Origin of the sequence: Agromyces fucosus (assembly GCF_004134865.1) — a bacterium.
Lineage (GTDB): Bacteria > Actinomycetota > Actinomycetes > Actinomycetales > Microbacteriaceae > Agromyces > Agromyces fucosus.
The window spans coordinates 1,043,588-1,069,411 of the sequence record NZ_SDPO01000001.1; the positions used below are offsets into that span (position 1 = coordinate 1,043,588).

The 25,824-nt window shown below is 70.8% G+C and carries 22 protein-coding genes; 9 read left to right on the plus strand and 13 right to left on the minus strand.

From position 1 onward, the window contains the following. Position 1: 1 nt before the first annotated feature. From ESP57_RS04730 to ESP57_RS04755, 6 genes are all read right to left on the minus strand, one after another. The gene (locus ESP57_RS04730) at positions 2-1,114 is read right to left on the minus strand and encodes an ABC transporter substrate-binding protein (protein WP_115957251.1); all 1,113 of its coding nucleotides are present in this window, start codon (positions 1,112-1,114) and stop codon (positions 2-4) included. Continuing rightward, positions 1,111-2,475, minus strand: coding sequence for a sulfate adenylyltransferase subunit 1 (locus tag ESP57_RS04735; protein ID WP_129230699.1), 1,365 nt, complete (start codon positions 2,473-2,475; stop codon positions 1,111-1,113). The genes ESP57_RS04730 and ESP57_RS04735 overlap by 4 nt, the downstream gene beginning before the upstream one ends. After that, positions 2,475-3,398, minus strand: coding sequence for a sulfate adenylyltransferase subunit CysD (gene cysD, locus ESP57_RS04740; RefSeq protein WP_235507709.1), 924 nt, complete (start codon positions 3,396-3,398; stop codon positions 2,475-2,477). Before cysD ends, ESP57_RS04735 begins: the two co-directional genes overlap by 1 nt. Then, positions 3,395-4,138, minus strand: coding sequence for a phosphoadenylyl-sulfate reductase (locus ESP57_RS04745; protein WP_129230701.1), 744 nt, complete (start codon positions 4,136-4,138; stop codon positions 3,395-3,397). The genes cysD and ESP57_RS04745 overlap by 4 nt, the downstream gene beginning before the upstream one ends. Further along, entirely contained in the window at positions 4,135-5,868 is a 1,734-nt protein-coding gene (locus ESP57_RS04750) for a nitrite/sulfite reductase (protein WP_129230702.1), read from the minus strand. The genes ESP57_RS04745 and ESP57_RS04750 overlap by 4 nt, the downstream gene beginning before the upstream one ends. A gap of 155 nt (positions 5,869-6,023) precedes the next feature. Further along, the gene (locus ESP57_RS04755) at positions 6,024-6,812 is read right to left on the minus strand and encodes a sirohydrochlorin chelatase (RefSeq protein ID WP_129230703.1); all 789 of its coding nucleotides are present in this window, start codon (positions 6,810-6,812) and stop codon (positions 6,024-6,026) included. A gap of 107 nt (positions 6,813-6,919) precedes the next feature. On the opposite strand from ESP57_RS04755, the gene ESP57_RS04760 reads away from it, so the two are divergent. The 5 genes from ESP57_RS04760 (at position 6,920) to ESP57_RS18385 (ending at position 12,395) form a co-directional block, all read left to right on the plus strand. After that, positions 6,920-8,497 (plus strand): carboxylesterase/lipase family protein, encoded by a 1,578-nt coding sequence (locus ESP57_RS04760; protein WP_129230704.1) that lies wholly within the window; start codon positions 6,920-6,922, stop codon positions 8,495-8,497. 141 nt (positions 8,498-8,638) lie between these two features. Then, positions 8,639-8,866 carry a hypothetical protein gene (locus ESP57_RS04765; RefSeq protein WP_056010100.1) on the plus strand — a complete coding sequence of 76 codons (228 nt, stop codon included), beginning with the start codon at positions 8,639-8,641 and terminating at the stop codon, positions 8,864-8,866. A 79-nt stretch (positions 8,867-8,945) separates the two neighbouring features. Further along, positions 8,946-10,823, plus strand: coding sequence for an ABC transporter ATP-binding protein (locus ESP57_RS04770; RefSeq protein ID WP_129230705.1), 1,878 nt, complete (start codon positions 8,946-8,948; stop codon positions 10,821-10,823). Positions 10,824-11,002: 179 nt separating this feature from the next. Continuing rightward, positions 11,003-11,830 carry a hypothetical protein gene (locus ESP57_RS18380; RefSeq protein WP_165877371.1) on the plus strand — a complete coding sequence of 276 codons (828 nt, stop codon included), beginning with the start codon at positions 11,003-11,005 and terminating at the stop codon, positions 11,828-11,830. A 58-nt stretch (positions 11,831-11,888) separates the two neighbouring features. Next, on the plus strand, positions 11,889-12,395 hold the full coding sequence (locus ESP57_RS18385; protein ID WP_165877372.1) for a 2'-5' RNA ligase family protein: 507 nt from the start codon (positions 11,889-11,891) through the stop codon (positions 12,393-12,395). A 29-nt stretch (positions 12,396-12,424) separates the two neighbouring features. Here the strand turns inward: ESP57_RS18385 and ESP57_RS04780 are convergent, their stop codons facing one another. Next, entirely contained in the window at positions 12,425-12,805 is a 381-nt protein-coding gene (locus ESP57_RS04780; RefSeq protein WP_129230707.1) for a DUF1622 domain-containing protein, read from the minus strand. A 180-nt stretch (positions 12,806-12,985) separates the two neighbouring features. Continuing rightward, positions 12,986-14,851, minus strand: a complete 1,866-nt coding sequence (locus ESP57_RS04785; protein WP_129230708.1) for a phosphoenolpyruvate carboxykinase (GTP) — start codon at positions 14,849-14,851, stop codon at positions 12,986-12,988. A gap of 128 nt (positions 14,852-14,979) precedes the next feature. Between ESP57_RS04785 and ESP57_RS04790 the strand changes: the two genes are divergently transcribed. The 3 genes from ESP57_RS04790 (at position 14,980) to ESP57_RS04800 (ending at position 18,071) form a co-directional block, all read left to right on the plus strand. After that, positions 14,980-16,422, plus strand: coding sequence for a helix-turn-helix transcriptional regulator (locus tag ESP57_RS04790; RefSeq protein ID WP_056010120.1), 1,443 nt, complete (start codon positions 14,980-14,982; stop codon positions 16,420-16,422). Between the two features lie 300 nt (positions 16,423-16,722). Then, positions 16,723-17,064: a PadR family transcriptional regulator gene (locus ESP57_RS04795; protein ID WP_115957227.1), complete on the plus strand. Its 342-nt coding sequence runs from the start codon at positions 16,723-16,725 to the stop codon at positions 17,062-17,064. Next, a complete protein-coding gene (locus ESP57_RS04800; RefSeq protein ID WP_129230709.1) occupies positions 17,061-18,071 on the plus strand; it encodes a permease prefix domain 1-containing protein in 1,011 nt (336 codons plus the stop codon). Before ESP57_RS04795 ends, ESP57_RS04800 begins: the two co-directional genes overlap by 4 nt. A 98-nt stretch (positions 18,072-18,169) precedes the next feature. Here ESP57_RS04800 and ESP57_RS04805 read toward each other — a convergent pair whose 3' ends face one another. The 4 genes from ESP57_RS04805 to ESP57_RS04820 form a co-directional block, all read right to left on the minus strand. Beyond that, positions 18,170-18,961: an SDR family NAD(P)-dependent oxidoreductase gene (locus ESP57_RS04805; RefSeq protein ID WP_056010129.1), complete on the minus strand. Its 792-nt coding sequence runs from the start codon at positions 18,959-18,961 to the stop codon at positions 18,170-18,172. A 92-nt stretch (positions 18,962-19,053) separates the two neighbouring features. Beyond that, positions 19,054-20,229: a thiolase family protein gene (locus tag ESP57_RS04810; protein WP_129230710.1), complete on the minus strand. Its 1,176-nt coding sequence runs from the start codon at positions 20,227-20,229 to the stop codon at positions 19,054-19,056. 121 nt (positions 20,230-20,350) lie between these two features. Next, a complete protein-coding gene (locus ESP57_RS04815) occupies positions 20,351-21,808 on the minus strand; it encodes a glyceraldehyde-3-phosphate dehydrogenase (protein WP_424219347.1) in 1,458 nt (485 codons plus the stop codon). Positions 21,809-22,049: 241 nt separating this feature from the next. Next, a complete protein-coding gene (locus tag ESP57_RS04820) occupies positions 22,050-22,346 on the minus strand; it encodes a hypothetical protein (protein ID WP_129230712.1) in 297 nt (98 codons plus the stop codon). Positions 22,347-22,554: 208 nt separating this feature from the next. On the opposite strand from ESP57_RS04820, the gene ESP57_RS04825 reads away from it, so the two are divergent. Beyond that, positions 22,555-24,210, plus strand: a complete 1,656-nt coding sequence (locus ESP57_RS04825) for a thiamine pyrophosphate-binding protein (RefSeq protein WP_129230713.1) — start codon at positions 22,555-22,557, stop codon at positions 24,208-24,210. Between the two features lie 66 nt (positions 24,211-24,276). Here ESP57_RS04825 and ESP57_RS04830 read toward each other — a convergent pair whose 3' ends face one another. After that, entirely contained in the window at positions 24,277-25,671 is a 1,395-nt protein-coding gene (locus ESP57_RS04830; RefSeq protein ID WP_129230714.1) for an MFS transporter, read from the minus strand. Positions 25,672-25,824 lie beyond the last annotated feature (153 nt).

A 25,824-nucleotide genomic window follows, 5' to 3' on the forward strand; every position in this document is an offset into this window, starting at 1 on the left:
CCTACTCCTCGCCGAGGCCGCCGGCCGAGACCGGCTCGCCGCCGTCGGACTCGAGGAGCCCGTTCAGGAGACGCAGGTCGAACAGCCCGTCGATCGAGCCGTCCTTCTGCGTGCCGGCTTCGAGGCCGTTCGCGACCAGCGTCTCGAAGGTCTCTGCGTGCGGATCGACCGAGAAGGTGACGTACTCGAGCGCCCGGGTGAGCACCTCGTCGGCCAGCGGCTTGCCTGTCTCGGCCTCGAGGGCGGCGTTGATGACGGTCGGCGCCTCGTCGGCATGGTCCTCGAGCCACGCGACGGAGGCCACGTGGCCCTCGAGCAGCGCCTCCACCGTCTCGGGGTGCTCCTCGAGGAAGTCGGCGCGGACGAGCAGCACGGTCGTCGGGAACGCGCCGTCCTCCCAGAGGTCGGCCTCGTCGACGAGCACGTGCGCACCGGCGTCGACGATCAGCCGCGAGACCCACGGCTCGGGCAGCCAGGCGCCGTCGATCGCGCCCTGCTGGAAGAGCGTGAGGGTCTGCGCGTTCTCGGTCGGCGTGATGTGCACGTCGCCGCCGCCCGTGGTGTCGGTCTCGTATCCCTCGCTCGCGAGCCATGAGCGCAGCGCCACGTCCTGCGTGTTGCCGAGCTGCGGCGTTGCGAGGGTCGTGCCCTCGAGGTCGGCCGGCGAGTCGATGCCGTCGCGGACGACGAGCGCAGCACCACCGGTGGCGGCGCCGGCGACGATGTGCGCCGACTGCCCGCCCGACTGGATGAACGTGTTGATCGACGGGTTCGGCCCGATGTAGGTCGCGTCGATCGCGCCGGCCGAGAGTGCCTCGATCGCGGCGGGGCCGGCGTTGAAGACCTGCGTCGTGAGCTTCGTGTCGCCGAGGGCGTCGGCGAAGAGGCCCTCCTCGAGCCCCACGAGCGCGGGCGCGTGGGTGACGTTCGCGAAATAGCCGAGGCGCAGCTCGGCGGCGGGCGTGGTCGTCGCCGAGGCATCCGTCGCCTCCCCCGCTGCCGACTGCGGAGCGCAACCGCTGAGGGAGAGCACCGCTGCCGTGACGATCGCCGCCGCGAGCATCATGCCCGCGACCAGGCCGAGGCGGGAACGGGCGCGTGATGTTGCGGTCATGCTGCTACTCCTTCGGTGTCGGTGGTCGTGCGGGTGGTGCTCCCGGCTTCGCCGGTGTCTGGGGTCACCGGTGCGGTGACGATCCCGGCGGCGAGCGTGGCGCCCGACTGCGGGTCGATGACGAGGAACGCGCCGGCGCGGCGGTGCGCGGCGTACTCCTCGACGGGCAGGTCGGCCGAGAGGCGCACGCGCACCTGGCCGATGTCATTGATCTCGAGCAGGTCGGCCGGCTCGAGTTCGAGCGAATCGAGGTCGCGACGTCCGACGATCTCGGGCACGAGCGCCTGCACGGTCGTCGTGCCCGACTTCACGAGCACGCGCGCGCCGGGGCGGAGCGCTGCCGCGCCGAGCCAGAACACGGATGCGTCGAGCTCGCGTCGCGGCTCGGGCAGCGCGCCCTCGGCCACGATGACCGCACCGCGTGCGGCATCGAGCTGGTCGGCCAGGCGCAGTGAGACCGAGCGCGGCGCTGACGCCTCGTCGACCGAGGCCGAGCCGGCGTCGATGCCCGTCACGGTCGTCGTCGCGCCGCCCGGGAACACCTGCACCCGGTCGCCGACGCGTACCGTGCCGGAGGAGATGCGACCCGCGAAGGCACGGTAGTCGCGGAAGGACTCGGTGTCGTCGACGTCGTGCGCGAGCGCGCCCTGCGGGCGGATCACGAGCTGCACGGGGAAGCGAAGCGCCTCGAACTCGGTTTCGAGCTCGTCGAGCGACGGCAGCGTCTCGAGCAGTTCGAGCAGGCTCGGGCCCTCGTACCACGGGGTGTTCGCCGATCGGTCGACGATGTTGTCGCCCTCGAGCGCCGACACCGGGATCACATGCGTGTCGGCGAGGCCGAGTTCGCGCGCGAGCGCGGCGACATCCGATGCGACCGTGTCGTAGGCATGCTGCGAATAGCCGAGCAGGTCGATCTTGTTGACCGCGATGATCACGTGCGGCACGCGGAGCAGCGCGACGACGGCGAGGTGTCGCCGCGTCTGCTCGAGCACGCCGTTGCGGGCGTCGACGAGCACGACGACGGCATCGGCGGTCGTGGCGCCGGTCACCATGTTGCGCGTGTACTGCACGTGTCCGGGGCAGTCGGCGAGGATGAACGATCGGCGGCCGGTCGAGAAGTAGCGGTAGGCCACGTCGATCGTGATGCCCTGCTCGCGCTCGGCGCGGAGTCCGTCGGTGAGCAGCGCGAAGTCGATCGCGCCGGGCTCGCCGCCGAAGCCGCGCTCGGCGGACGTGCGGGCGACCGACTCGAGCTGGTCGGCGAGGATCGCCTTCGAGTCGTGCAGCAGGCGGCCGACCAGGGTCGACTTGCCGTCGTCGACGGAGCCGGCCGTTGCGAAGCGGAACAGTGCGTCGCTCATCAGAAGTACCCGTCCTTCTTGCGATCCTCCATGGCGGCCTCCGAGATGCGGTCGTCGGCCCGGGTCGCCCCGCGCTCGGTGAGCGTGGAGGTCGCGACCTCGGCCACGACATCGGCGACGGATGCCGCGTGGGACTCGACGGCCCCGGTGCAGCTCATGTCGCCCACGGTGCGGTAGCGAACCGTGCGACGCTCGACGACCTCGTCGGGGCGCGCGGGCGAGACGTCGGAGATCGCACGCCACATGCCGTCGCGGCGGTAGACCTCGCGTTCGTGCGCGTAGTACAGCGGCGGCAGCTCGATCCCCTCGCGTTCGATGTAGCGCCACACGTCGAGTTCGGTCCAGTTCGAGATCGGGAACGCCCGCACGTGCTGGCCGACGGTGTGGCGGCCGTTGTACAGGTCCCAGAGCTCGGGGCGCTGGTTGCGCGGGTCCCACTGGCCGAACTCGTCGCGAAGACTGAGGATGCGCTCCTTGGCTCGGGCCTTGTCCTCGTCGCGGCGGGCGCCGCCGAAGACGGCATCGTGCCTGCCCGCCGCGATCGCGTCGAGCAGCGGCTGCGTCTGCAGCGGGTTGCGCGTGCCGTCGGCGCGCTCCTGCAACCGGCCGTCGTCGAGGTAGTCCTGCACGGACGCCACCTCGAGCCGGAGGCCGAGCCGCTCGACCGTGCGGTCGCGGAAGTCGATGACCTCGGGGAAGTTGTGGCCGGTGTCGACGTGCAGCACCGGGAACGGCACTCGGCCGGGCCAGAAGGCCTTGGCCGCGAGGTGCAGCACGAGCACGGAGTCCTTGCCGCCCGAGAAGAGCAGCACGGGCCGCTCGAACTCGGCGACGACCTCGCGGATGATGTGGATCGCCTCGGACTCGAGGGCGTCGAGCGCGTCGATGCCGGTCTCGACGGGGATCGTGTCGATGGCGCTCATACGTGCAACCCGCATTCCGTCTTGTCGAGGCCCGCCCAGCGGCCGGCCCTGGGGTCTTCGCCCTCGGCGACCTTGCGTGTGCACGGCTCGCAGCCGATCGACGGGTAGCCCTGGGTCAGGAGGTCGTTCACGGGCACGCCGAAGGCGTTCGAGTAGTCGATCAGCTCGTCGAAGCTCCACGCCGCGAGCGGGTTGACCTTGACCAGCCCGTTGCGCTCGTCGAACGTCACGAGCGGGGTGTTCGTGCGCGTGGGCGCCTCGTCGCGGCGCACGCCCGTGAACCACAGCTCGTACCCCGTGAGCGCGTCGTGCAACGGTGCGACCTTGCGCATGGCGCAGCACTCGGCCGCGTCGCGGGCGAAGAGGTCGAGCCCGAACTTCGCGTTCTGCTCGGCGACCGTGAGCTCGGGCAGCACGTCGACCACGCGCACGTCGAGTGCGGCTGCGACCCGGTCGCGCGTCTCGTACGTCTTCGCGAAGTGGTAGCCGGTGTCGAGGAACAGCACGTCGACGCCCGGCAGCGACTGCGCCACCACGTGCGGGAGCACGGCGTCGGCCATCGAGCAGGCGACGGCCGCGGCATCCGCGTCGAAGTTGCGCGCGACCCAGGCGATGACCTCGTAGGCGGATGCCTCGTCGGCCGCGAGGCTGCGGAGTTCGGCGTTGCCCGCCTCGGCGAGCGCGCGCAATTCGTCGTGCGTGCGCAGCGCGGCGGCGCGGGGAGCGAGGGAGACGCTCATCGGAGCACCTCCTCGTCGGCGCGGTGCGCCCATTCGGCGAACGTCTCGTCGGCCGCGGCGTCGCGCTCGTCGAGGAAACGCTTCACGACCCGCTCGACGTAGACGGCGATGCCGTCGGCTTCGACCTTGAGGCCGCGGACGGTGCGGCCGAGGCCGGCGTCCTCGCGGTCGGCCGTCGCGAGCCCGCCGCCGAGGTGCACCTGGTAGCCGGGCACCTGCTCGCCGGCGTCGTTCATGATGAGCTGGCCCTTGAGCCCGATGTCGGCCGTCTGGATGCGCGCGCACGAGTTCGGGCAGCCGTTCACGTGCAGGCTGATGGGGTGCGGCAGGTCGAACCCGTCGAGCGTGCGCTCGAGGTCGAGCACGGCGGCCGTGGCGAACGCCTTCGTCTCGACGATCGCGAGCTTGCAGAACTCGATGCCGGTGCACGCGATCGTGCCGCGGCGGATGAGGCTCGGGCGTGCCGACAGGCCGAGCTCGTCGAGGCCCGTGATGAGCGACTCGACGCGATCCTCCGGGATGTCGAGGATCACGAGCTTCTGGTGCGGCGTCGTGCGCAGGCGCGAGGAGCCGTGCGCCTCGATGAGCTCGGCGAGCTTCGCGAGGGTCGGTCCCGAGACGCGGCCGACGATCGGCGTCGCGCCGATGTAGAACCGGCCGTCCTTCTGACGGTGGACGCCGACGTGGTCGCCGTGCGCGAGCGGCTTGGGGGCCGCCGGCCCGTCGGGCAGCGGCGCCTCGAGGTACTCGGTCTCGAGCACTTGGCGGAACTTCTCGGTGCCCCAGTCGGCGAGCAGGAACTTGAGGCGTGCCTTGTTGCGCAGCCGCCGGTAGCCGTAGTCGCGGAAGATCTGGGCGACGCCGTGCCAGGCGTCGGCCACGAGCTCCGGCGCGACGAAGACGCCGAGGCGCTCTGCGAGGCGCGGCGACGTCGAGAGCCCGCCGCCGACCCAGAGGTCGTATCCGATGCCGAGCTCGGGGTGCTCCACCGCGACGAACGCGACGTCGTTGATCTCGTGCACGACGTCCTGGCTCGGGTGCCCGGTGATCGCGGTCTTGAACTTGCGGGGCAGGTTCGCGAGCGTCTCGTCGCCGATGAAGCGGCTCGTGATCTCGTCGATCTGCGCGGTCGGGTCGATGAGCTCGTCGGCGGCGATGCCGGCGACGGGAGAGCCGAGCACGACGCGTGGCACGTCGCCGCACGCCTCGGTCGTGCCGAGGCCGACGGCCTCGAGACGGCGCCAGATCTCAGGCACGTCCTCGACGCGGATCCAGTGCAGCTGGATGTTCTGCCGGTCGGTGAGGTCGGCGGTGCCCCGGCCGAAGTCGATCGAGATATCGGCGATCACGCGAAGCTGTTCGGTCGTGAGCTGCCCGCCGTCGATGCGCACGCGCAGCATGAAGAACTCGTCTTCGAGCTCGTGCGGCTCGAGGGTCGCGGTGCGGCCTCCGTCGATGCCGGGCTTGCGCTGGGTGTACAGCCCCCAGACCCGGAAGCGGCCGTGCAGGTCGGTCGGGTCGATCGACGCGAACCCGCCCTTCGAGTAGATCTTCTCGATGCGGTCGCGCACGCTCAGGCCGTTGTCGACCTGCTTCCACTCCTCGTTGCCGTTGAGCGGTGCCGTGCCGTCGACCTTCCATTGCCCGTGCGGGCGACTCGCCGGTCGGGGCGGACGCTCGCCGGAGCGGGCCGCGGGGCGGTTCGGCGCCTCGATCGTCTCCTGCGTCATGTCTCTCCTCGGTCACCGCTGAATGCGGGTTTCGACCGAGGCTAGGCGGATCGGCGGCGAGCCGGGCCGCGAGCCGTCACATCACGGCAAGGAAGGAAACACGGCGTCAATCACGGCAATGCGGCGTCACAATCGGTGAGGCGAGGCGCCCAGCGCTATGCTTCCGGCGCGGCATCGGATGCCTCGGCGACGGCCTCGGAGACGGACGCCGCGAACCGGTCGAGCACGACGTCGACGAGCTCGACCGGGGCATCACCGGGGGTCAGCAGCGGCTCGGTGACGAGATCGGCACCCGCAGCCGCCGCGAGGTCCTGGAAGTACCCAGGCGCCAGCAGATAGCTCGCCACGACGACGCGATGATCCCCTCCCCCATCTCGCACCGCTGCGATCGCGTCCGCGAGCCTGGGTTCGGCCGCCGAGAGGAATCCGACGGTCACCGGTGCGCCGAGCGCCACCGCGAGCCGCTCGCCCATGTCGCGGCAGTCGTCCACCGCTCGCGCGTCGCTCGAGCCAGCCACCGCGAGCACCACGAGATCGTCGTGCGTCGCGCCGGCCTCGTCGAGACGACGCCGCAGCACCTCGACGAGCCGGTCGTCGGGCCCGAGGGCGCCGGCGAGGCGCACCGGTCGATCCACGACACCGTCGATCTCGCGCCGGAGGTCGACGTGCACGTGATACCCAGCCGAGAGCAGGAGCGGCACGACGACGGCCGGCGCCGAGCGTGGCAGCGCATCGAGAGTGGCCGCGACATCCGGCTGTTGCACGTCGACGTGCCCGAGACGCACGATCGCCGGCGATGGCACTGGGACGTCCGCTGCTACCGACGCTGAGCGCCCTGCTGCAGCATCGCGGACGGCGTCGATGAGTCGCTGCACCGCGGCCTGCCCGTCTGCCGATGCCGTGCCGTGCGAGATGCCGACGAGCGCGGCGGTCGTGTGGTCCATCCCCCCATCGTGCACTGCTCGCGGGACTTCGAGCGAACGACAGAAATCCACGACATTGACAACGGTGTTGACACCTCGTAGATTCCGGGTGGACACGAGGAGGACACATGACGTCTTGGAGACCCGCGAAGGCGGCGTCGATCGCGGTCGCGGCAACGGCGACGGCACTGCTGCTGAGCGGATGCATCGCCGGCGTCACGGCCGACGGGGCCACGCCGGCCGCCGCCCCGCAGCTCGAGATCGCACAGGGTGCGCTGACGGGCGTCGCGACGGCTGACGGCGTCGAATACCTCGGCATCCCGTTCGCCAAGCCCCCGGTCGGAGACCTCCGCTGGCGCGAGCCCGAGGCACCCGAGCCCTGGGCGGGCGTGCTCGACGCGTCGAAGCCCGGACCCGACTGCGCGCAAGAGGTGAACGGCGACTCCGACGGCTCGCTGAGCGAGAACTGCCTCTACCTGAACGTCTACGCGCCCGGCGAACCAGGGGCGGAGAAGCTGCCGGTCGTCGTCTTCCTGCACGGCGGCGGGTACACCGCCGGTACGCCGAACATCTACGACGGTCGCAACTTCGCCGCAGCCGGCGATGCCGTCACGGTGATCCCCGCCTACCGCCTCGGCCTGTTCGGCTTCTTCGCCACGTCGGCGACGGCCGAGGAGGGCGAGTACGGCGCCCAGGGCAACTGGGGCATGCTCGACCAGCAGCAGGCGCTGCGCTGGGTGCAGGAGAACATCGAGTCGTTCGGCGGCGACCCCGACAACGTCACGATCGTCGGCGAGTCCGCCGGCGGCGGCTCGGTCTGCTTCCAGCTCGCGTCGCCGACCGCCGAGGGGCTCTTCGACAAGGCCGTGGTGCAGTCCATGGCGTGCGGCGCCGGCGCACCGGCATCCGACCCGGCCGAGTTCACGACGCAGTGGGGATGCGCGGCCGACGATGCCGAGTGCCTCCGCGCGGTGCCGACCTCGACGATCGTGGGATCGGCGACCGGCTTCGGCTTCGCGGCACCGGCGAGCGGCGGACCGGATCAGCCCGTCGGGCCCCTCGAGGCGGCAGCCGATGGAACCCTCGCCGACGTGCCGATCCTGATGGGCGTCACGCGCGACGAGTGGCTCGGATTCGCCTCGGCGCAGTACCCCCTCGACCCCGCAGAGTACGAAGCCGGCGTCACCGCGCAGTTCGGCGCGCTGGCCCCCGACGTGCTCGAGCTCTACCCCGCCGATGCCGGCGAGGACCCGACCTTCGCCTCGGGCTGGCTCAGCGGCGACTCGATGTTCGCCTGCCCCTCGATCGTCGCGTCCGACGCCTTCGCAGATGCCGGACGCTCGGTGTACTTCTACGAGTTCGCCGACGAGACGACGCCCGGATGGCGCTCGCTGGGCGACCCGTTCCCGCCCTCGACGCTCGAGCTCGGCGCGACGCACACCACCGAGCTCCAGTACCTGTTCAACTACGCGGCGGCGCAGCGTTCGCTGAACGAGGAGCAGGACGCCCTCGCCGACCAGATGGTCGCACTGTGGACGTCGTTCTTCGAGAGCGGAGTCCCGAGCCTCGACGGCGGGCCGGAGTGGGGCGAGTTCGCCGACGGACGCGAAGTGCTCGAGCTGAAGACCGAGGAGGCGGGCGGACTCGAGATGATCGACTCCTTCGAGGCCGCGCACAATTGCGGCTTCTGGAACGAGCTCGGCTAGCCGCCAAGGGAATCGGCGAGGAGGCGGGGCGGCTGGATCAGCCGCCCCGCCGTCCGCGTCTGCGGCGCGTCGCCCCGGGGCTCGCCACCTCGAGGTCAACCGGCGTTGACGATGCATCCGGAGTCAACTACGGTTGACGCCATGGACGACCACACCCTCAGGACCGCGATCGCCGCCGCCGACGGCGACGACCCGTATCGCGCGCTCCGCGACCTCCACCATGCTCGGGTCGCACTCACCCGCGAACTCGACCGCGCCGAGGCGACCGCCGTGCGGCGAGCGCGTGCCGCCGGATCGAGCTGGCAGCTCATCGCCCTCGCCCTCGAGGTCTCCAAGCAGGCGGTGCACAAGAAGTACGGACGCAGTTAGGCCACGTAAGCTTCAAGACGGCGTTTCGCGACACCGAGCGGATGCGGCATCCGCTCGTCGCGTACGTCAGGAAGAGGAAATGAGCGACACCCGCACCAGACGATCCCCCTTCTCGCGGCGCACGGAGACCACCGGCCCGCGTGCCACCTTCCGACAGTTGCTGCCCTTCATCTTCGAGCACCGTCCCGTGCTCATCTGGGTCGCGATCCTCTCGGTCGTCGGCGCGCTCGCGAGCCTCGCCCAGCCGTTGCTCGTCGCCCAGGTGATCCAGGTCGTCGAGGCCGGCGAGGCGCTCGGCGGCATCGTCTGGGCACTCGTCGCCCTCGTCATCGTCAGCGGCGTGATCACGGGCTACCAGCACTACCTGCTGCAGCGCACCGGCGAAGGCGTCGTGCTCTCGAGCCGCAAGCGCCTCATCGGCAAGCTGCTGCGGCTGCCGATCGCCGAGTTCGACACCCGCCGCACCGGCGACCTCGTCTCGCGCGTCGGCAGCGACACGACGATGCTGCGCGCCGTGCTCACGCAGGGCCTCGTCGAGGCGATCGGCGGCACCGTCACCTTCATCGGCGCCCTCATCGCGATGCTCGTCATCGACCCCGTGCTGCTCGGCCTCACCGTGCTCGTCATCGCCGTCGCCATCACGACCGTCACGCTGTTGTCGCGTCATGTGCGCGAGGCGTCGCACCAGGCGCAGGCGAAGGTCGGCGACGTCGCGGCATCCGTCGAACGCGCCATCGGCGCCGTGCGCACGATCCGCGCGGCCGGCGCGACCGAGCGCGAGATCCTCGACGTCGAGGCGCACGCCGAGGGCGCCTGGCAGATGGGCGTGAAGGTCGCGAAGATCTCCGCCCTCATCGTGCCGGTCGCGGGCATCGCGATGCAGGTGTCGTTCCTCGTGGTGCTCGGCGTCGGCGGCTTCCGCGTGGCATCCGGCGCTCTCGAGGTCGCCGACCTCGTCGCCTTCATCCTCTTCCTGTTCATGATGATCATGCCGCTCGGCCTGTTCTTCGGCGCGATCACCTCGGTGAACCAGGCACTCGGCGCCCTCGGCCGTATCCAGGAGATCCTCGACCTGCCCGACGAAGACGCGCACGACCGCGAACTCGCACCGCTCGCGCTCATGGTCGGCGAGGCGAACGCGGGCGTCCTGCCCGACGCACCGGCGATCGCCTTCGACGACGTCTCCTTCGCGTATGCGGTGACGCGCCAGGACCCGGCCGACCCCGCGAACGAGACTGCCGACGAGCACCTGCCGGAGCCCGACGTCACGGATCGTCAGCCCGTGCTGCGCGGCGTCTCCTTCCAGGTCCCCCGCGGCCAGCGCATCGCGCTCGTCGGCCCGTCGGGCGCAGGCAAGTCGACGATCCTCGCGCTCGTCGAGCGCTTCTACGACCCCTCGGTCGGCACGGTGCGCATGGGCGGCCTCGACCTGCGATCGATCGACCGGGCGGAGCTCCGCGCCCAGATCGGCTACGTCGAACAGGATGCCCCGGTGCTGGCCGGCAGCCTCCGCGACAACCTGAAGCTCGGCAGCCCCGACGCGAGCGATGCGGCGTGCGAGCAGGTGCTGCGCGCCGTGAACCTCGGCGGCGTGCTCGATCGCGACCCCGCGGGCCTCGACGCCGCGGTGGGCGACGACGGCATCATGCTCTCGGGCGGCGAACGCCAGCGACTCGCGATCGCCCGCGCGCTGCTCGCGGCTCCCCCGATCCTGCTGCTCGACGAGTCGACCTCATCGCTCGACGGCGTCAACGAGCGCATGATGCGCGACGCGGTCGATGCGGTCTCCGAGGGGCGCACGCTCATCGTGATCGCGCACCGGCTCTCGACGGTCATCGACTCCGACCGCATCATCGTGCTCGACGAGGGCCGCGTGATCGGCGAGGGCACGCACGCCGAGCTCGTGGCGGCCGTGCCGCTCTACCGCGATCTGGCGGCGCACCAGTTGCTCGTGTGACGTCGGCGGTGCGTTCGCGCGTCACCGAGTGAACTGCGCCGCAGCCAGCGGGCCGCACCTCAGTGCGAACCCGAGCGAAACTCAGTGCTTGCTCGGATGGCGCCCCGGCGCGACCTTCGTAGCGTGACTCCCGCATTCCCGACCGGATGCCCAGAGCCCACGCCCCACGGAGGACCCCCATGACCATCGCAACCGTCTCGAACGAGCGCGATCTCGCACACCTCGACGAACTCCCCGTCGCTCTCATCGACGAGCTCCCCATCGGAACCGACGACGCCGACACGGCCACGACCCGCAGCGGACTCGGCAACTCCTTCGATCGCGTGCAGGCCGGCATCCAGGGCTGGCTCAGGCACTGGGAGCCGTTGCGGCTGCCGGCCTTCACCGCCGTGCGCGACGTCATGCCCGATGGCGACCGCGGCCGCTCGTCGCTGCGGGCCGCACCGACGCAGCCCGACGGTGCGGTTCGCCTCACCGCGAGCCTCTACGACCCGCCGGGCCGCGACGGCGACCCGCTCGCGTGGTCGCGCAACTGGGCGAGCACGGCGGTGCTCCCTCCGGCCCGTGAGGCCGGTCGCCTGTACTACCGCTTCCGCGTCTCGAGCCGGCTCGTGCTCGACGGCCAAGCCGCGCTCAGCCTCGTCTCGACGAGCGTGAACTTCGGCGTCGTCGCCGACGCGGCGAAGGCGAGCCCGTTCCACGTCACCGGGTTCGCCACGCCGATCGCGCGCCCGCTCATGGGGGTGCAGTGCCGCGCCGATCAGGATGCGTCTGCGTCGCAGGTCTTCGAGGGTTCGATCGCCGTGCGCCAGGGCGAGACCCCCGCCATGGCGTTCGTCATCGGCACCGACCTGCTCTTCGAGAACGGATGGGTCCGGATGCACGAGGGATCCAGCACCTGGATCGGCCCGACCGAGCCCGGCGCGAGCGGCACGATCGAGTTCCGCTACGCGCCGGCCGCGATGCTGCGGCTGCTCGGCCGCCTCGACGAGCCGCACGTCGCCTGACCCGATCGGCCCGCGGCCCGCGCTGTACGCCTGGCCCGTGGTGGACGAGAATCGGCGGATGATGCACCTCGTCGTCGTGCTGCCGCTCTCGCCGCTCACCGCCGGCGATTCGTTCACGGTCGCCGAATGGCCGCTGCACGTCACGCTCCTGGAGCCGTTCAGCACCGATCGCCCTGAGGTCGTGGCGGCTGTGCTCCGCAAGGTTGCGAGGGGCTCCCGGCCGATCCACAGCGCCGCCGGCGAGCCCGCCCTGTTCGGGCGACGGCACGACGTGCCGGTCACGCTCATCCGCGACGGCGGTGAGCTCTCCGCGCTCCGGGCCACGACGATCGCCGCCCTGGACCGCGCCGGTGTCGCCGCAGGCCGCCTTCGCACCGAATTCCGCCCGCACGTCACGGTGAAGCGCCGCGGCGGGGTCGAGCCCGGCGACCGGGTGACGCTGCGACAGCTCGCACTCGTCGACATGCGACCGTCGTCGGGCGCCCACCATCGCAGCGTGCTCGGCGTCTGGCCGCTCGGCGAGGCATCCGTCACCGGCCCGGCACCACCGTCAGCGGCCAACTGACGTGAGGGTGCCGGCCCCGCCTGGAACCGTCAGCCGGCCTCGGTCTGCGCAAGCGACGATTCGCTCTCGGGAGCGCTGCGCTTCTGCCACGGCCAACGTCCAGAGACCTCGAGCTCGAGCGACCAGCTGAGGAACGTTCGGATCAGCACGATGATCGCGAGCACGAGCACCGAGTCGAGCGTCGGCGTCACGGCCACCGTCTTGATGATGTCGGCGGCGACGAGCAGCTCGAGGCCGAGCAGGATCGCGCGTCCGAGCACACGGCGGAACCGATCGTAGATCGGCGACTTCCCACGGATGCCCCTGAGTCCGGCATCGAGGCTCGCGTACACGACGCCGACCACGATCGCCAGCACGCCGATGAAGTCGATGACCTCGCCGACCGTCTCGATGACCGTGCCGAACTCCATGACGCCTCCTTGCGGCACACGCTAGCGCGGCGGCGGGCGACTCGGCATGCGACGTGCCGTGGTGCCGTCGACGGATGCCGCGGGCGGCGCGCCTTCCCGAACGCGTGTGCGTCCGCGGCATCCGCAGGCGGCACGGAGGCGCGGGCACCCGAAACCCGGGTGCCCGCGCCTCCGTTGGAGCTACGCCTCCTGGTGCGACAGGTGGTAGCGCAGGCTCGCGAGCTCGGCGCGCAGCGCCGCCGGAACGCGGTCGCCGAACTGCTCGAAGTACTCCTCGGTCAGGTCGCACTCGGCGAGCCACGAGTCGCGATCGACGTCGAAGAGCTGCTCGAGCGCGTCATCCGCGATCTCGAGGCCGTCGAGGTCGAGCGAGCCGGATGCCGGGATCAGCCCGATCGGCGTCTCGACGACGTCGCTCGTGCCGTCGATGCGCCCGACGATCCACTCGAGCACGCGCGAGTTCTCGCCGAACCCGGGCCAGAGGAACGAGCCGTCGGCGCCCTTGCGGAACCAGTTGACCTGGAAGATCTTCGGCGCGTTCTCGCCGAGCACGCGGCCCATCTTGACCCAGTGGCCCCAGTAGTCTGCCATGTTGTAGCCGCAGAACGGGAGCATCGCGAACGGGTCGCGTCGGAGCTCGCCGACCGTGCCCTCAGCGGCGGCCGTCTTCTCGGACGAGATCGTCGCACCCATGAAGACGCCGTGCTTCCAGCTGCGGGCCTCGGCCACGAGCGGCACGTTCGTCGCCCGGCGTCCGCCGAAGAGGATCGCGTCGATCGGCACGCCGTCGTGCGCGTCCCAGTCGTCGGCGATCTGCGGGCACTGGGCCGCAGCCACCGTGAAGCGCGAGTTCGGGTGCGCTGCGGGGCGACCCGAATCCGGGGTCCACGGCTTGCCCTGCCAGTCGGTGAGCTCGTCGGGAGCCTCGTCGGTCAGGCCCTCCCACCAGATGTCGCCATCGGGGCGAAGCGCCACGTTCGTGAAGATCGTGTTGCCCCAGAGCGTCTGCACGGCCGTCGGGTTCGTGGTCTCGCCGGTGCCCGGCGCGACGCCGAAGAAGCCGGCCTCGGGGTTGATCGCGTAGAGGCGGCCGTCGTCGCCGGGGCGCATCCAGGCGATGTCGTCGCCGATCGTCTCGACCTTCCAGCCGGGGATCGTCGGACGCAGCATCGCGAGGTTGGTCTTGCCGCACGCCGACGGGAACGCCGCGGCGACGTGGTACGACTTGCCCTCGGGCGAAGTGATCTTGATGAGCAGCATGTGCTCGGCGAGCCATCCCTCGTCGCGGGCCATGACGCTCGCGATGCGCAGCGCGAAGCACTTCTTCGCGAGCAGGGCGTTGCCGCCGTAGCCCGAGCCGTACGACCAGATCTCGCGGGAGTCGGGGAACTGCACGATGTACTTGGTGTCGTTGCAGGGCCAGTCGGCCTCGGCACGGCGGTGGCCGACGCCGTCGATGAGGGGGTAGCCGACCGAGTGCACGGTGCGCACCCACGGCTCGCCGGCCTCGATGAGGCGGTAGACGGCGTCGCCCATGCGGGTCATGATGCCCATCGAGAGCACGACGTAGGGCGAATCGGTGATCTCGACGCCGAGCTGCGAGATGGGGCCGCCGAGCGGGCCCATCGAGAACGGCACGACGTACATCGTGCGGCCCTTCATCGAGCCATCGAAGACGTCGGTGAGTTCGGTGCGCATCTCGCGCGGGTCGCGCCAGTTGTTCGTGGGACCGGCGTCCTCTTCGTACGTCGAGCAGATGAACGTGCGGTCCTCGACGCGGGCGACGTCCTTCGGGTCGGTGCGCGCGAGGAAGCTGTTGGGGCGCCATTCGGGGTTCAGCTTGATGAGCTTGCCCTCGGCGACGAGCTGCTTCGTCAGCAGGTCCGCCTCGTGCTGCGAACCGTCGCACCAGACGATCTCATCGGGCTTGGTGAGGCCGGCGATCTCGTCGACCCACGTGCGCAATGCTGCGTCGGTGGTGCCGCGACGGATGCTCCCGGCCGAGTCGGATGCCTCTGTGCCGATCGAGAACTCGGAGATGGTCATCTTCGTCCCTTCCAAAGTGTGCCGACGAGGGTCGGAACTGGTTCGTACTTCAAGAATGCGCGCTGTTGGGGCATCCGTTCGGTCAAATCGTGCGTTAAGAATGTGAGATCTTTCGCTATCCTTAAGCCATGAAGGCAGGCTCCCCCGATCTCGCGACCCTCGGCCAGCGCATCCGTCATTTCCGCAGCGAGCGAGGTCTCACGCTCGACCAGCTCGGCGAGGCGGTGGGCATGGCCGGCAGCCAGCTCTCCCTCATCGAGAACGGCAAACGCGAGCCGAAGCTCTCACTGCTCGACTCGCTCGCCGCGTCGCTCGACGTCGAGCTGGCCGACCTCCTCTCGCGCGAGGCTCCGAGCCGCCGCGCCGCGCTCGAGCTCGAACTCGGGCGCGCGCAGTCGAGCCCGCTCTACGCGAGCCTCGGACTGCCTGCGATCCGCCCCGGCCGCGGCATCACGGACGAATCGCTCGAGGCGATCGTCGGCCTCCACCAGGAGTTGCAGCGCCGGGCGAGCGAGGCCATCGCGACGCCTGAGGAGGCACGGCGGGCCAACACCGAGCTGCGGGAGCGCATGCGCGAACGCGACAACTACTTCCCCGAGATCGAGCAGCTCGCCGAAGACCAGGTGCGGTCCTCGGGCCACCGCTCGGGCGCCCTCACGCACCGCGAGGTGAGCGTGATGGCCGAGAAGCTCGGCTTCCAGCTCATCTACGTCGACGACCTTCCCGACTCGACGCGGTCGATCACCGACATCGCCAACGGCCGCATCTACCTGCCGCCGGCCTCGATCCCCGGCGGGCACGGCCTGCGGTCGATGGCGCTGCAGGCGATGGCGCACCGGCTGCTCGGGCACGAGCGGCCCGAGAGCTACGCCGAGTTCCTGTGGCAGCGGCTCGAGATCAACTACTTCGCCGCGGCGTGCCTGATGCCGCGCGAGGCATCCGTCTCGTTCCTGCAGGCCGCGAAGAAGGAGAAGCGCCTGGCCATCGAGGACTTCCGCGACGCGTTCGGCGTGACGCACGAGGCTGCTGCGCTGCGCTTCACGAACCTCGCGACGAGCCACCTCGACATGACGCTGCACTTCCTCCGCGTCGCGGGCGACGGCGCACTGCTGAAGGGCTACGAGAACGACGGCCTCCCACTGCCGACCGACGTCACGGGGTCGATCGAGGGCCAGTGGGTGTGCAAGAAGTGGAGCGCCCGCACCGCGTTCGGTCATACCAACCGCACGACCGAGAACTACCAGTACACCGACACCCCCGCCGGCACCTTCTGGTGCGCGACGCAGACCGGGCGCACGGATGCCGCGGAGTTCTCGATCTCCGTCGGCGTGCCGTTCAACCAGGCCAAGTGGTTCCGCGGGCGCGAGACGACGCAGCGTGCCGTGTCGACCTGTCCCGACGAGTCGTGCTGCCGTCGCGCGCCGTCCGAGCTCGCCGAGCGCTGGGCCGGGCGGGCGTGGCCGAGCGCCCGACTGCACGCGCACGTGCTCTCGCCGTTGCCGTCGGGCACCTTCCCGGGCGTCGACGACTCCGCGGTGTACCGGTTCCTCGAGGCGCACGCCGAGCAGTAACCACCCGCACCCTCGCCACCCCTGCTCGCCCGGGCCTCCTCCCGCCCGCCGGGACGCCTCTCTCACCGAGCCCGCCCCGTTCACCGAGCCCGCCCCGTCACCGAGCCCGCCATTTCGCCGAGTCAGCGGATGAAACGCGCGACACGCCGGGGCGACTCGGCGTGTCGCGCGTTTCATCCGGCGACTCGGCGCATCCAACCCCGAGTCGGCCCGTCGCGACGGCCGGACGCGAGCCGCGGCATCCGCTGCACTATGAAGTCTCTATTGCATTAGTGTGTGACGCACAGTATCGTGTGACGCATGAACCTCGATGAGACGACCGCCGGGCACCTGCAGGAGCTCCGTCGCGGCACCGTCGTGCTCGCCTGCCTGGTGCGGCTGCGCACGCCCGACTACGGCTACGCGCTGCTCGAGTCGCTGAACACCCTCGGCATCCTCGTCGATGCGAACACGCTGTACCCGCTGCTTCGACGGCTCGAGAAGCAGGGCCTGCTCACGAGCGAGTGGAACACCGACGAGGCCCGGCCTCGCAAGTTCTACCGCACGAGCCCGACCGGCGAGCTGCTCGCCGACGCACTCATGACCGATTGGCGGCGCATCGACGACGCCCTCGGCGGACTGACCACAGGAGACGCATCATGACCGAGCTGACCGACCGCTACCTCTTCGCAGCCACGCGCAGCCTCCCCGCCTCGCAACGCGACGACCTCTCGCGCGACCTCGCCGAGCGCGTCGCCGACACGATCGAGGCCCGCATCGACTCGGGCGCCTCGACGCCCGAGACCGCCGAGCGCGACGCCCTCGTCGAGCTCGGCCACCCCGCGTCGCTCGCGGCGACCTACAGCGATCGCCCGCTCATGCTGATCGGGCCGCGCTACTTCCTGATCTGGAAGCGGCTCCTGCTCTTCCTCGAGTCGTTCGTGCCGGCGACCGTCGCGGCTGCCACGGCGCTCGGACTCGTGATCGCCGGCGGCGGGTGGGAGGTCATCGGCTCGTCGATCGGCATCGGGATCACCGTGGCCGTGCACCTGGCGTTCTGGACCACCCTCGTGTTCGCCCTGATCGAGCGATACGGCACGGGTACCGACGTCGACGAGACGCTCGGCTGGACGCCCGAGCAGCTCCCGCAGCTGCCCGAGCTCCGGCGTCCGCACCGCCGCATGGACCTCATCGCCACCCTCGTATGGCTCGCGATCGCCGCCGGCTTCCTCGTGTGGCAGCAGTTCGGCATCGTGTGGGCCGACGGGGAGCGCACCTCGGTGCCGCTGCTCGCACCCGACCTGTGGTCGTTCTGGCTGCCGTACCTGCTCGCGCTCATCGCACTCGAGGCCGCCTTCGCCGTGTGGATCTACCGCAGCGACTGGAACTGGGCCAACGCGCTCGTCAACGTCGCACTGAACGCCGCGTTCGCGATTCCCGTCGTCTGGCTCTTCGTCGAGGGGCGGCTGTTCAGTCCCGAGTTCCTCGCGGTGGTCGAGCCGCTCCTCGACTCCGATGCCGAGTGGGTGCTCTCGGTGCTCTTCGTCGCCGGTGTCGTCGCATTCTCCGCCTGGGATGCGGTCGACGGCATCGTCAAGGCGGCACGGGGCGGCGGTAGGGGCACGCTCGACTTCCCGGGCAACCGAAGCCCGCGCCGCACCGAACTCTGAACGGCGCGCGCCGGCACCGGCGAACGACGAGGGGCGGATGCCGCGACATCCGCCCCTCGTGGTCTTCGCCGCCAGCCCGGCGGGCGGGACCCGACCGGCTACTTCGGCTGCATCCGGATCGCGCCGTCGAGGCGGATCGTCTCGCCGTTCAGCAGGGGGTTCTCGACGATGTGGCGCACGAGCGCCGCGTACTCGGCGGGCGTGCCCATGCGCGAGGGGTGCGGGATCTGCTCCTCGAGCGAGGCCTGCACCTCGGGTGGCATGCCGGCCATCATGGGCGTCTGCATGATGCCGGGCGCGATCGTCACGACCCTCACGAGCAGCTTCGAGAGGTCGCGGGCGAGGGGCAGGGTCATCGCCGCGACGCCGCCCTTCGACGCCGCGTAGGCGGCCTGGCCGATCTGCCCGTCGAACGCCGCCACCGAGGCGGTGTTCACGATGACGCCGCGCTCGGCGGTCTCGGGCACGCCGGGCAGCGACTGGGTCGCGATCGGCTCGTTCGCCGCCATCGCCGCCGCGGCGAGCCGGGCGACGTTGAAGGTGCCGATGAGGTTGATGCGGATGGTGCGCTCGAACGCGTCGAGTGCGAGCGGCCCGTCGCGGCCGACCGTGCGGCCGGCGGTCGCGATGCCCGCGCAGCTGACGGCCACGCGGAGCGGCGCACGCTCCTGCACAAGGTCGATCGCGGCCTGCACGGATGCCTCGTCGGTGACGTCGGCCGGTGCGAAACGCACCCGGTCACCGAGTTCGTGCGCCGTCTGCTCGCCCGGCGAGTTCGGGAGATCGAGGATGACGACCTCGGCGCCCGCGGCGGCGAGCACGGCGGCGGTGCCGCGCCCGAGCCCCGAGGCGCCTCCGGTGACGATCGCTCCTGCGTCGGTCAGCTGCATGTGGTGCGTCCCTTCGGAATGGGTGGGGTCCGGTCGAAAGAGGTCGTATGCCCGATCGAAACGGCGGGATCCGGTCGGAATCGGCCGAGTCGTCAGATGCGTTCGATGATCGTGGCGTTGGCCATGCCGCCGCCCTCGCACATCGTCTGCAGGCCGTACCGGCCGCCGGTGGCCTCGAGCTGGTTCACGAGCGTCGTGAGCAGCCGTGTGCCCGAGGAGCCGAGCGCGTGCCCGAGCGCGATGGCGCCGCCGCGCGGGTTCAGCTTCGCGGCATCCGCCCCGGTGTCGGCGAGCCAGGCGAGCGGCACCGACGCGAACGCCTCGTTGACCTCGTAGGCGTCGATGTCGTCGTGGCCGAGCCCGGCGCGCGACAGCACCTTCTCGGTCGCCGGGATCACGCCGGTCAGCATGTAGAGCGGGTCGCTGCCGACGACCGAGAAGGCGCGGAACCGCGCCCGCGGCGTGAGCCCGAGCTGCTCGGCGCGCTCGGCGCTCATGATGAGCGCGGCGGAGGCGCCGTCGGTGAGCGGGGAGGAGTTGCCGGGCGTGATGCGCCAGTCGAGTTCGGGGAAGCGCTCGGCGAGATCATCGGTGCGGAAGACGGCGTTCAGGCCGCCGAGCGACTCCGCCGACGTGCCGGGCCGCACGGTCTCGTCGGTCAGCGAGTCGACGCCGGGCACGGGCACGACCTCGCTCGCGAAGGCACCCGACTCCTGCGCCGCCGCCGCGAGCGCGTGCGATCGCGCGGCGAAGGCGTCGAGCTCATCGCGATCGAAGCCCCACTTCGCGGCGATCAGTTCGGCCGAGACGCCCTGGTTCACGAGCCCGTCGGGATAGCGGTTGCGGATGAGCGATCCGTAGGGGTCGGCGCCGGCGGCGCTCGAGCCGAGTCGCACGCGGCTCATCGACTCGACGCCGCACGCGATGACGATGTCGGCCTGGCCGGCGAGGACCGCCTGCGCCGCGAAGGTCGCCGCCTGCTGGCTGGAGCCGCACTGCCGGTCGATCGTGGTGCCGGGCACGTGCTCGGGGAAGCCCGCAGCGAGCACGGCGTTGCGCGTGATGTTGTAGCTCTGCTCGCCGATCTGGCTGACGCAGCCGCCGATCACGTCGTCGATGAGACCGGGGTCGAGGTCGTTGCGATTGACGAGCGTGTCGAGCACGCCCGCGAGCAGGTCGACGGGGTGGACGCCCGAGAGGATTCCACCCGGCTTGCCGCGCCCCACCGGGGTGCGGATGACGTCGACGATGACGGCTTCAGTGCTCATGCAGACAGCCTACGACGGGTGGGGAACGACGGATGCCCCGGGCGCACGCGCGCACGGGGCATCCGGATGCTCGATCCGGCCGAGGGAGGAGAGCGGGCCGGATCGCGACGCAGGTCGCGGCTCAGACCGCCGCGACGACCTCGCGCTCGAGCTCGACCGAGCGGCGCTCGGGGAGCACGACGGGGTGCGTGCCGGCCATCGCCTCGATGACGCGCACGACCTGGCACGAGTAGCCGTACTCGTTGTCGTACCAGACGTAGACGATCGCGTCAGTGCCGTCGGCGATGGTCGCGAGGCCGTCGACGATGCCCGCCCGGTTCGAGCCGACGAAGTCGGTCGAGACCACTTCGGGCGACTCGATGTAGTCGATCTGCTGGCGCAGCGGCGAGGTGAGCGACACCTGGCGGAGGTAGCGGTTCAGCGACGCCTTCTCGGCCGGCTGCTCGAGCTGCAGGTTCAGGATCGCGAGCGACACGTCGGGCGTCGGCACGCGGATCGCGCTGCCGGTGAGCTTGCCGGCGAACGATGGCAGCGCCTTGGCGACGGCCTTCGCGGCGCCGGTCTCGGTGATGACCATGTTGAGCGCGGCGGAGCGTCCGCGCCGGTCGCCCGAGTGGAAGTTGTCGATGAGGTTCTGGTCGTTCGTGAACGAGTGCACGGTCTCGACATGGCCGCGCACGACGCCGTAGGCGTCCTCGATCGCCTTCAGCACGGGCGTGATGGCGTTCGTCGTGCACGAGGCGGCCGAGAGGATCGTGTCGGCGTCGGTGATGTCGTCGTGGTTGATGCCGTGCACGATGTTCTTGATCGCGCCCTTGCCCGGAGCGGTCAGCAGCACCCGGGAGACGCCCTTCGACTGCAGGTGCTGCGAGAGCCCGGCCTCGTCGCGCCAGCGGCCGGTGTTGTCGACGACGATCGCGTCGGCGATGCCGTAGGCCGTGTAGTCGATCGACGCGGGGTCGTTCGAGTAGATCACCTGGATCAGCGTGCCGTTCGCGAGGATCGTGTTCGCCTCCTCGTCGACCTCGATCGTGCCGGCGAAGGGGCCGTGCACCGAGTCGCGGCGCAGCAGGCTCGCGCGCTTGACGAGGTCGTTGTCGGAACCCTTGCGCACGACGATCGCACGCAGGCGCAGGCCCTTGCCGTTGCCGGCGTGCGCGATGAGGATGCGCGCGAGCAGGCGCCCGATGCGGCCGAAGCCGTAGAGCACGACATCGGTGCCGGATGCCTCGGGCTCGCCCTCGGCCGCGATGACCGGCGTGAGCTCGTCGCGCACGAAGTCGGCGAGCTCGCGTGCGTCGCCCTCGCCGACGGCGTCGGCGTAGCCGGAGACGAGGCGCGCGACGTCGATCGATGCGGGGCCGGGTGCGATCTCGCGCAGCACCTCGAGCACGCGCATGGTGTCGGTGAGGTCGAGCTCGACCTCACCGGCCTGACGCGCGAAGCGGTGCGCCTTCAGGAGGGCGATCGGCGAACGGTTGATGAGCCGACGGCCGTGGATGGAGGTCACCACCCCGTGGTCTCGGTAGAGGCCGCCGATGAGCGGGATCATCCGCTCGGCGAGTTCCTCTTTGGCGATCCATTCCGTGCGGCGGGCATCGAACTCGTGGCTCACGATCTTCCTTCTCGGTCGACCGTGCCGGGGGCGTCGTCGACCAGGGTCCTCGCGGGCGAGCCTGCCGGTGGGCAGCATCGGCCGCATTCTCTTCCGGGGATGAACCGATTCTACGGATGTCCCGCTGCAGGCGTGCTGTACACGGTGGCGGGTGGGCGCGAGCCGACGAGACGCGCGGTACGTCTCGTCGCGCCCGGCGCGTGTCTCAGTACGTCTCGATGAAGGAGAGCTGCATCGACGCGACGCGGTCGGGGAGCCCGTCGAAGACCGCCGCGCGCTCGGGCGAGACCTTGTACGCGGCATCCACTCGCTCGAATTCGGCGAGGTCGCCCGACACGCTCACGGCCCACGTGAACTCGTTCGACTCGGGCGAGCCGTATGCGAACTCGATGGCGAAGCCCATCGCGGGTCGCAGCACGGGCATGGTCTCCTGCCACCAGGCGACGAACTCCTCGTAGAGTCCGTCGACGATCACGTACTGGCGCAGCTGGGTGGTCTTCATGCGACCATCATGCCGTGCGCGTCGTGACCGTGACGCCGCGCGACGATCGCTGCGACAACACTCGTCGGCGGAACCGTATACTCGATTCGTCCAGGCGCTCTGCTGCGCCGGTGCTCGAAAAATGGGCACGAAGCCGACTCGGGTTCCCCGCCGCCGCGCGAGACACATACGGAATCCGCATCCGTCATCGTCTCGAATGGACACCGCCATGTCTTCGGTCTCCGCGCACGTCGCGCACGCCCTCTCCGCCCACGTCGACCACGTCTTCGGCGTGATGGGCAACGGCAACGCCTACTTCCTCGACGCGATCGAACGCGCCACGGATGCCTCGTTCACCGCGGTTCGCCACGAAGCGGGTGGTGTCGTGGCCGCCGACGCGCACTATCGCGCGTCGAACCGCATCGCCGCGGCGACGTCGACGTACGGCGCCGGGTTCACGAACACCCTCACCTCGCTCGCCGAGGCGGCGCAGGCCCGGGTGCCCCTGGTGCTCGTGGTCGGCGATGAGCCGACCTCGGGCCGTCGCCCCTGGGACGTCGACCAGATCGCCCTCGCGTCGGCGGTCGGCGCCCGCACCTACACGGTCGGCCGCACCGACGCGCAGGCGACGACGGTCATCGCGATCGAGCACGCGCTGGTCTACCGGATGCCGGTCGTCCTCGCGATCCCCTACGACGTCGCCTCCGTCGAGGCCGGCCCGCTGCACGAGCCGACGAGCCCGCGGCTGCCCGCCCCGCTCGTGCCGACTGGGGAGTTCGCGCAGCGCCAGATCTCCGAGATCGCGCTCGCGCTCGCGGGTGCGAGCCGGCCGTTCCTGCTCGCGGGCCGCGGCGCCTGGCTCGCCGGCGCCGGCGGAGTCCTCGGCGAGCTCGCCGCCGCCACGGGCGCCGTGACCGCCTCGACGGCGCTCGGCCGCGGCGTGTTCCCCGATGCCGGCTACGACCTCGGCGTCTCGGGCGGGTTCGGCGCCGACGGCGCGATGGAGCTCGTGCGCGAGGCCGACGTGGCCGTCGTGTTCGGCGCGTCGCTCAACCAGTTCACGATGCGCTTCGGTGAGCTCTTCGCGCCGGGCACCCGCGTGTTCCAGGTCGATGTCGCGGCTTCCGCGACCCACCCGAACGTGGGCGGCTACGTGCGCGGGGACGCCGCACTCGTGGCCCGCGCGATCGTCGACGAGCTCGAGGCGACCGGAGCGGAGCCGTCGGGCTGGCGCGACCTGATCGACGCGGCAGCCCTCCGGGCGTACGCGCCGGGCGACGAACTCGCCGCCGACGGCCGGCTCGACCCCCGCAGCACCGCGCGGCGCATCGCCGAGCTCCTGCCCGAGGACCGGGTCGTCGTCTCCGACGGCGGTCACTTCATCGGCTGGGCGAACATGTACTGGCCGGTCGCCTCGCCCGACCGCATGATGATGATCGGCACCGCGTTCCAGTCGATCGGGCAGGGGTTCCCGAGCGTCGCGGGTGCCGCGATGGCCAAGCCCGAGGCCACGGTCGTGCTCGCCACCGGGGACGGCGGCGGGCTCATGGCGATCGCCGACCTCGAGACGGCCGTGCGCACCGCCGGCGGTCGCGGCATCGCGGTCGTCTGGAACGACGCCGCGTACGGCGCCGAGGTGAACCTCTACGGCCTCAAGGGCCTCGCCGAGGCGCCGATGCTGATCCCCGAGGTCGACTTCGCGGCCGCGGCCGCGGCGTTCGGCGCAGAGGGCGTGATCGTGCGCAGTCTCTCCGACCTCGACCGGCTCGCCGACTGGGCGGCGACGCCTGCGGCGGATCGCCGCTTCCTGCTGCTCGACTGCCGCATCTCGGGCGCGGTCGTCGCGCCGTACCAGGAGGAGATCAACCGGGTGAACTCGCGCTGAGCCGCCGCGAACGACGGATGCCCCGGCGGGAACGTTCCCGCCGGGGCATCCGTGTCTCGACTGCGCCTACTTCACGCCGTAGATGGCGCTCGCCGACTGCTCGGCCTCGTGGTCGGGCCCGAGCGGGATGCCGGTGCGGTCCTTGAGCAGCAGGGTCGCGACGAACGCGACGATCATGATGCCCGCGATGTAGAACGCCACGGAGGTCGCCGTGCCGGTGGCCTGCACGAGCGCCGCCGAGATCATCGGTGCGAAGGCGCCGCCGAGGATCGCACCGAGCGCGTACGTGATCGAGACGCCCGAGTAGCGGATCGACGCCGGGAACAGCTCGGTGAAGTACGCGGCCTGCTGCCCGTAGGTGAAGCCGTTGCCGATCGTGAAGAGCGCGAGGCCGGCGAAGAGCAGCCAGACGTTGCCGGTGTTCACGAGCGGGAACAACAGGAACACGGTCGCGAGGAAGGCGATCCAGCCGATGATGTACGTGTTGCGGCGACCGATGCGGTCGGAGACCGAGCCGGCGATCCAGGTGACGATGAGCCAGACGACGGCGGATGCCGCGACCGCGAGCAGCACGGGCGTGCGCTCCATGCCGACGTGGCCGCCGTCGGCGATCGGCGTGGTCGCGTAGTTCTGGATGTAGCCGCCGGTCGTCATGTAGCCGGCCGCGTTGTTGCCGGCGAAGGTGAGCGCGGCGAGGACCACGAGCAGCCAGTGCCGCTTGAAGAGCTGCTTGATGGGCGTCTTCGTCTGCTCCTTGCGGGCGGCGATCTCGGTGAAGACGGGGCTCTCGTCGACCGAGCGGCGCACGATCATGCCGACGATGATCAGCACGAAGCTGAGGAGGAACGGGATGCGCCAGCCCCACTCGAGGAAGGCGTCGCCCGGCGAGATGACGCCCGTCATGAGGGCGAGCACGCCGGAGGCGAGCAGGAGCCCGATGGGAACGCCGATCTGCGGGAACGCGCCGTAGCGGCCGCGCTTGCCGTCGGGTGCGTGCTCGACCGCCATGAGCACGGCGCCGCCCCACTCGCCGCCGGTCGAGAGCCCCTGCAGGATGCGCAGGAGCACGAGGAGGACGGGCGCGAGGATGCCGACCTGCTCGTAGGTCGGCAGCACGCCGATGAGGGTCGTCGCCGCGCCCATGAGCACGAGCGTCACGACGAGCATCGCCTTGCGGCCGATCCTGTCGCCGAAGTGGCCGGCGAGGAACGCGCCGAGCGGGCGGAACAGGAAGCTCACGCCGATCGTCGCGAACGACAGGATCGTGGCGAACTCGGGCCCGGCGGGCGCGAAGAAGAGCACCTGGAACACGAGGCCGGCGGCGCTCGCATACAGGAAGAAGTCGTACCACTCGATGGTGGTGCCGATCACGGTGGCGAATGCGACACGGCGGAGTTCCCGTCGTCGCGCGTCGCTCTGGGTCGGCGCTTGGGCCGGTGCGGGGGCGGATGTCGTGGTCATGCGGGGGCGACTCCTCTGTCGGGTCCGCGGTCATGGACGACTCGTCGTCGAGCCCGAGACGAGTCCTCGTCATGATATACGATTTCAAATACGACGCCGACCCCGGAGTGCTGGCCGTCACTCGTCGTCGTATACGATCACCTCGGGACCCCT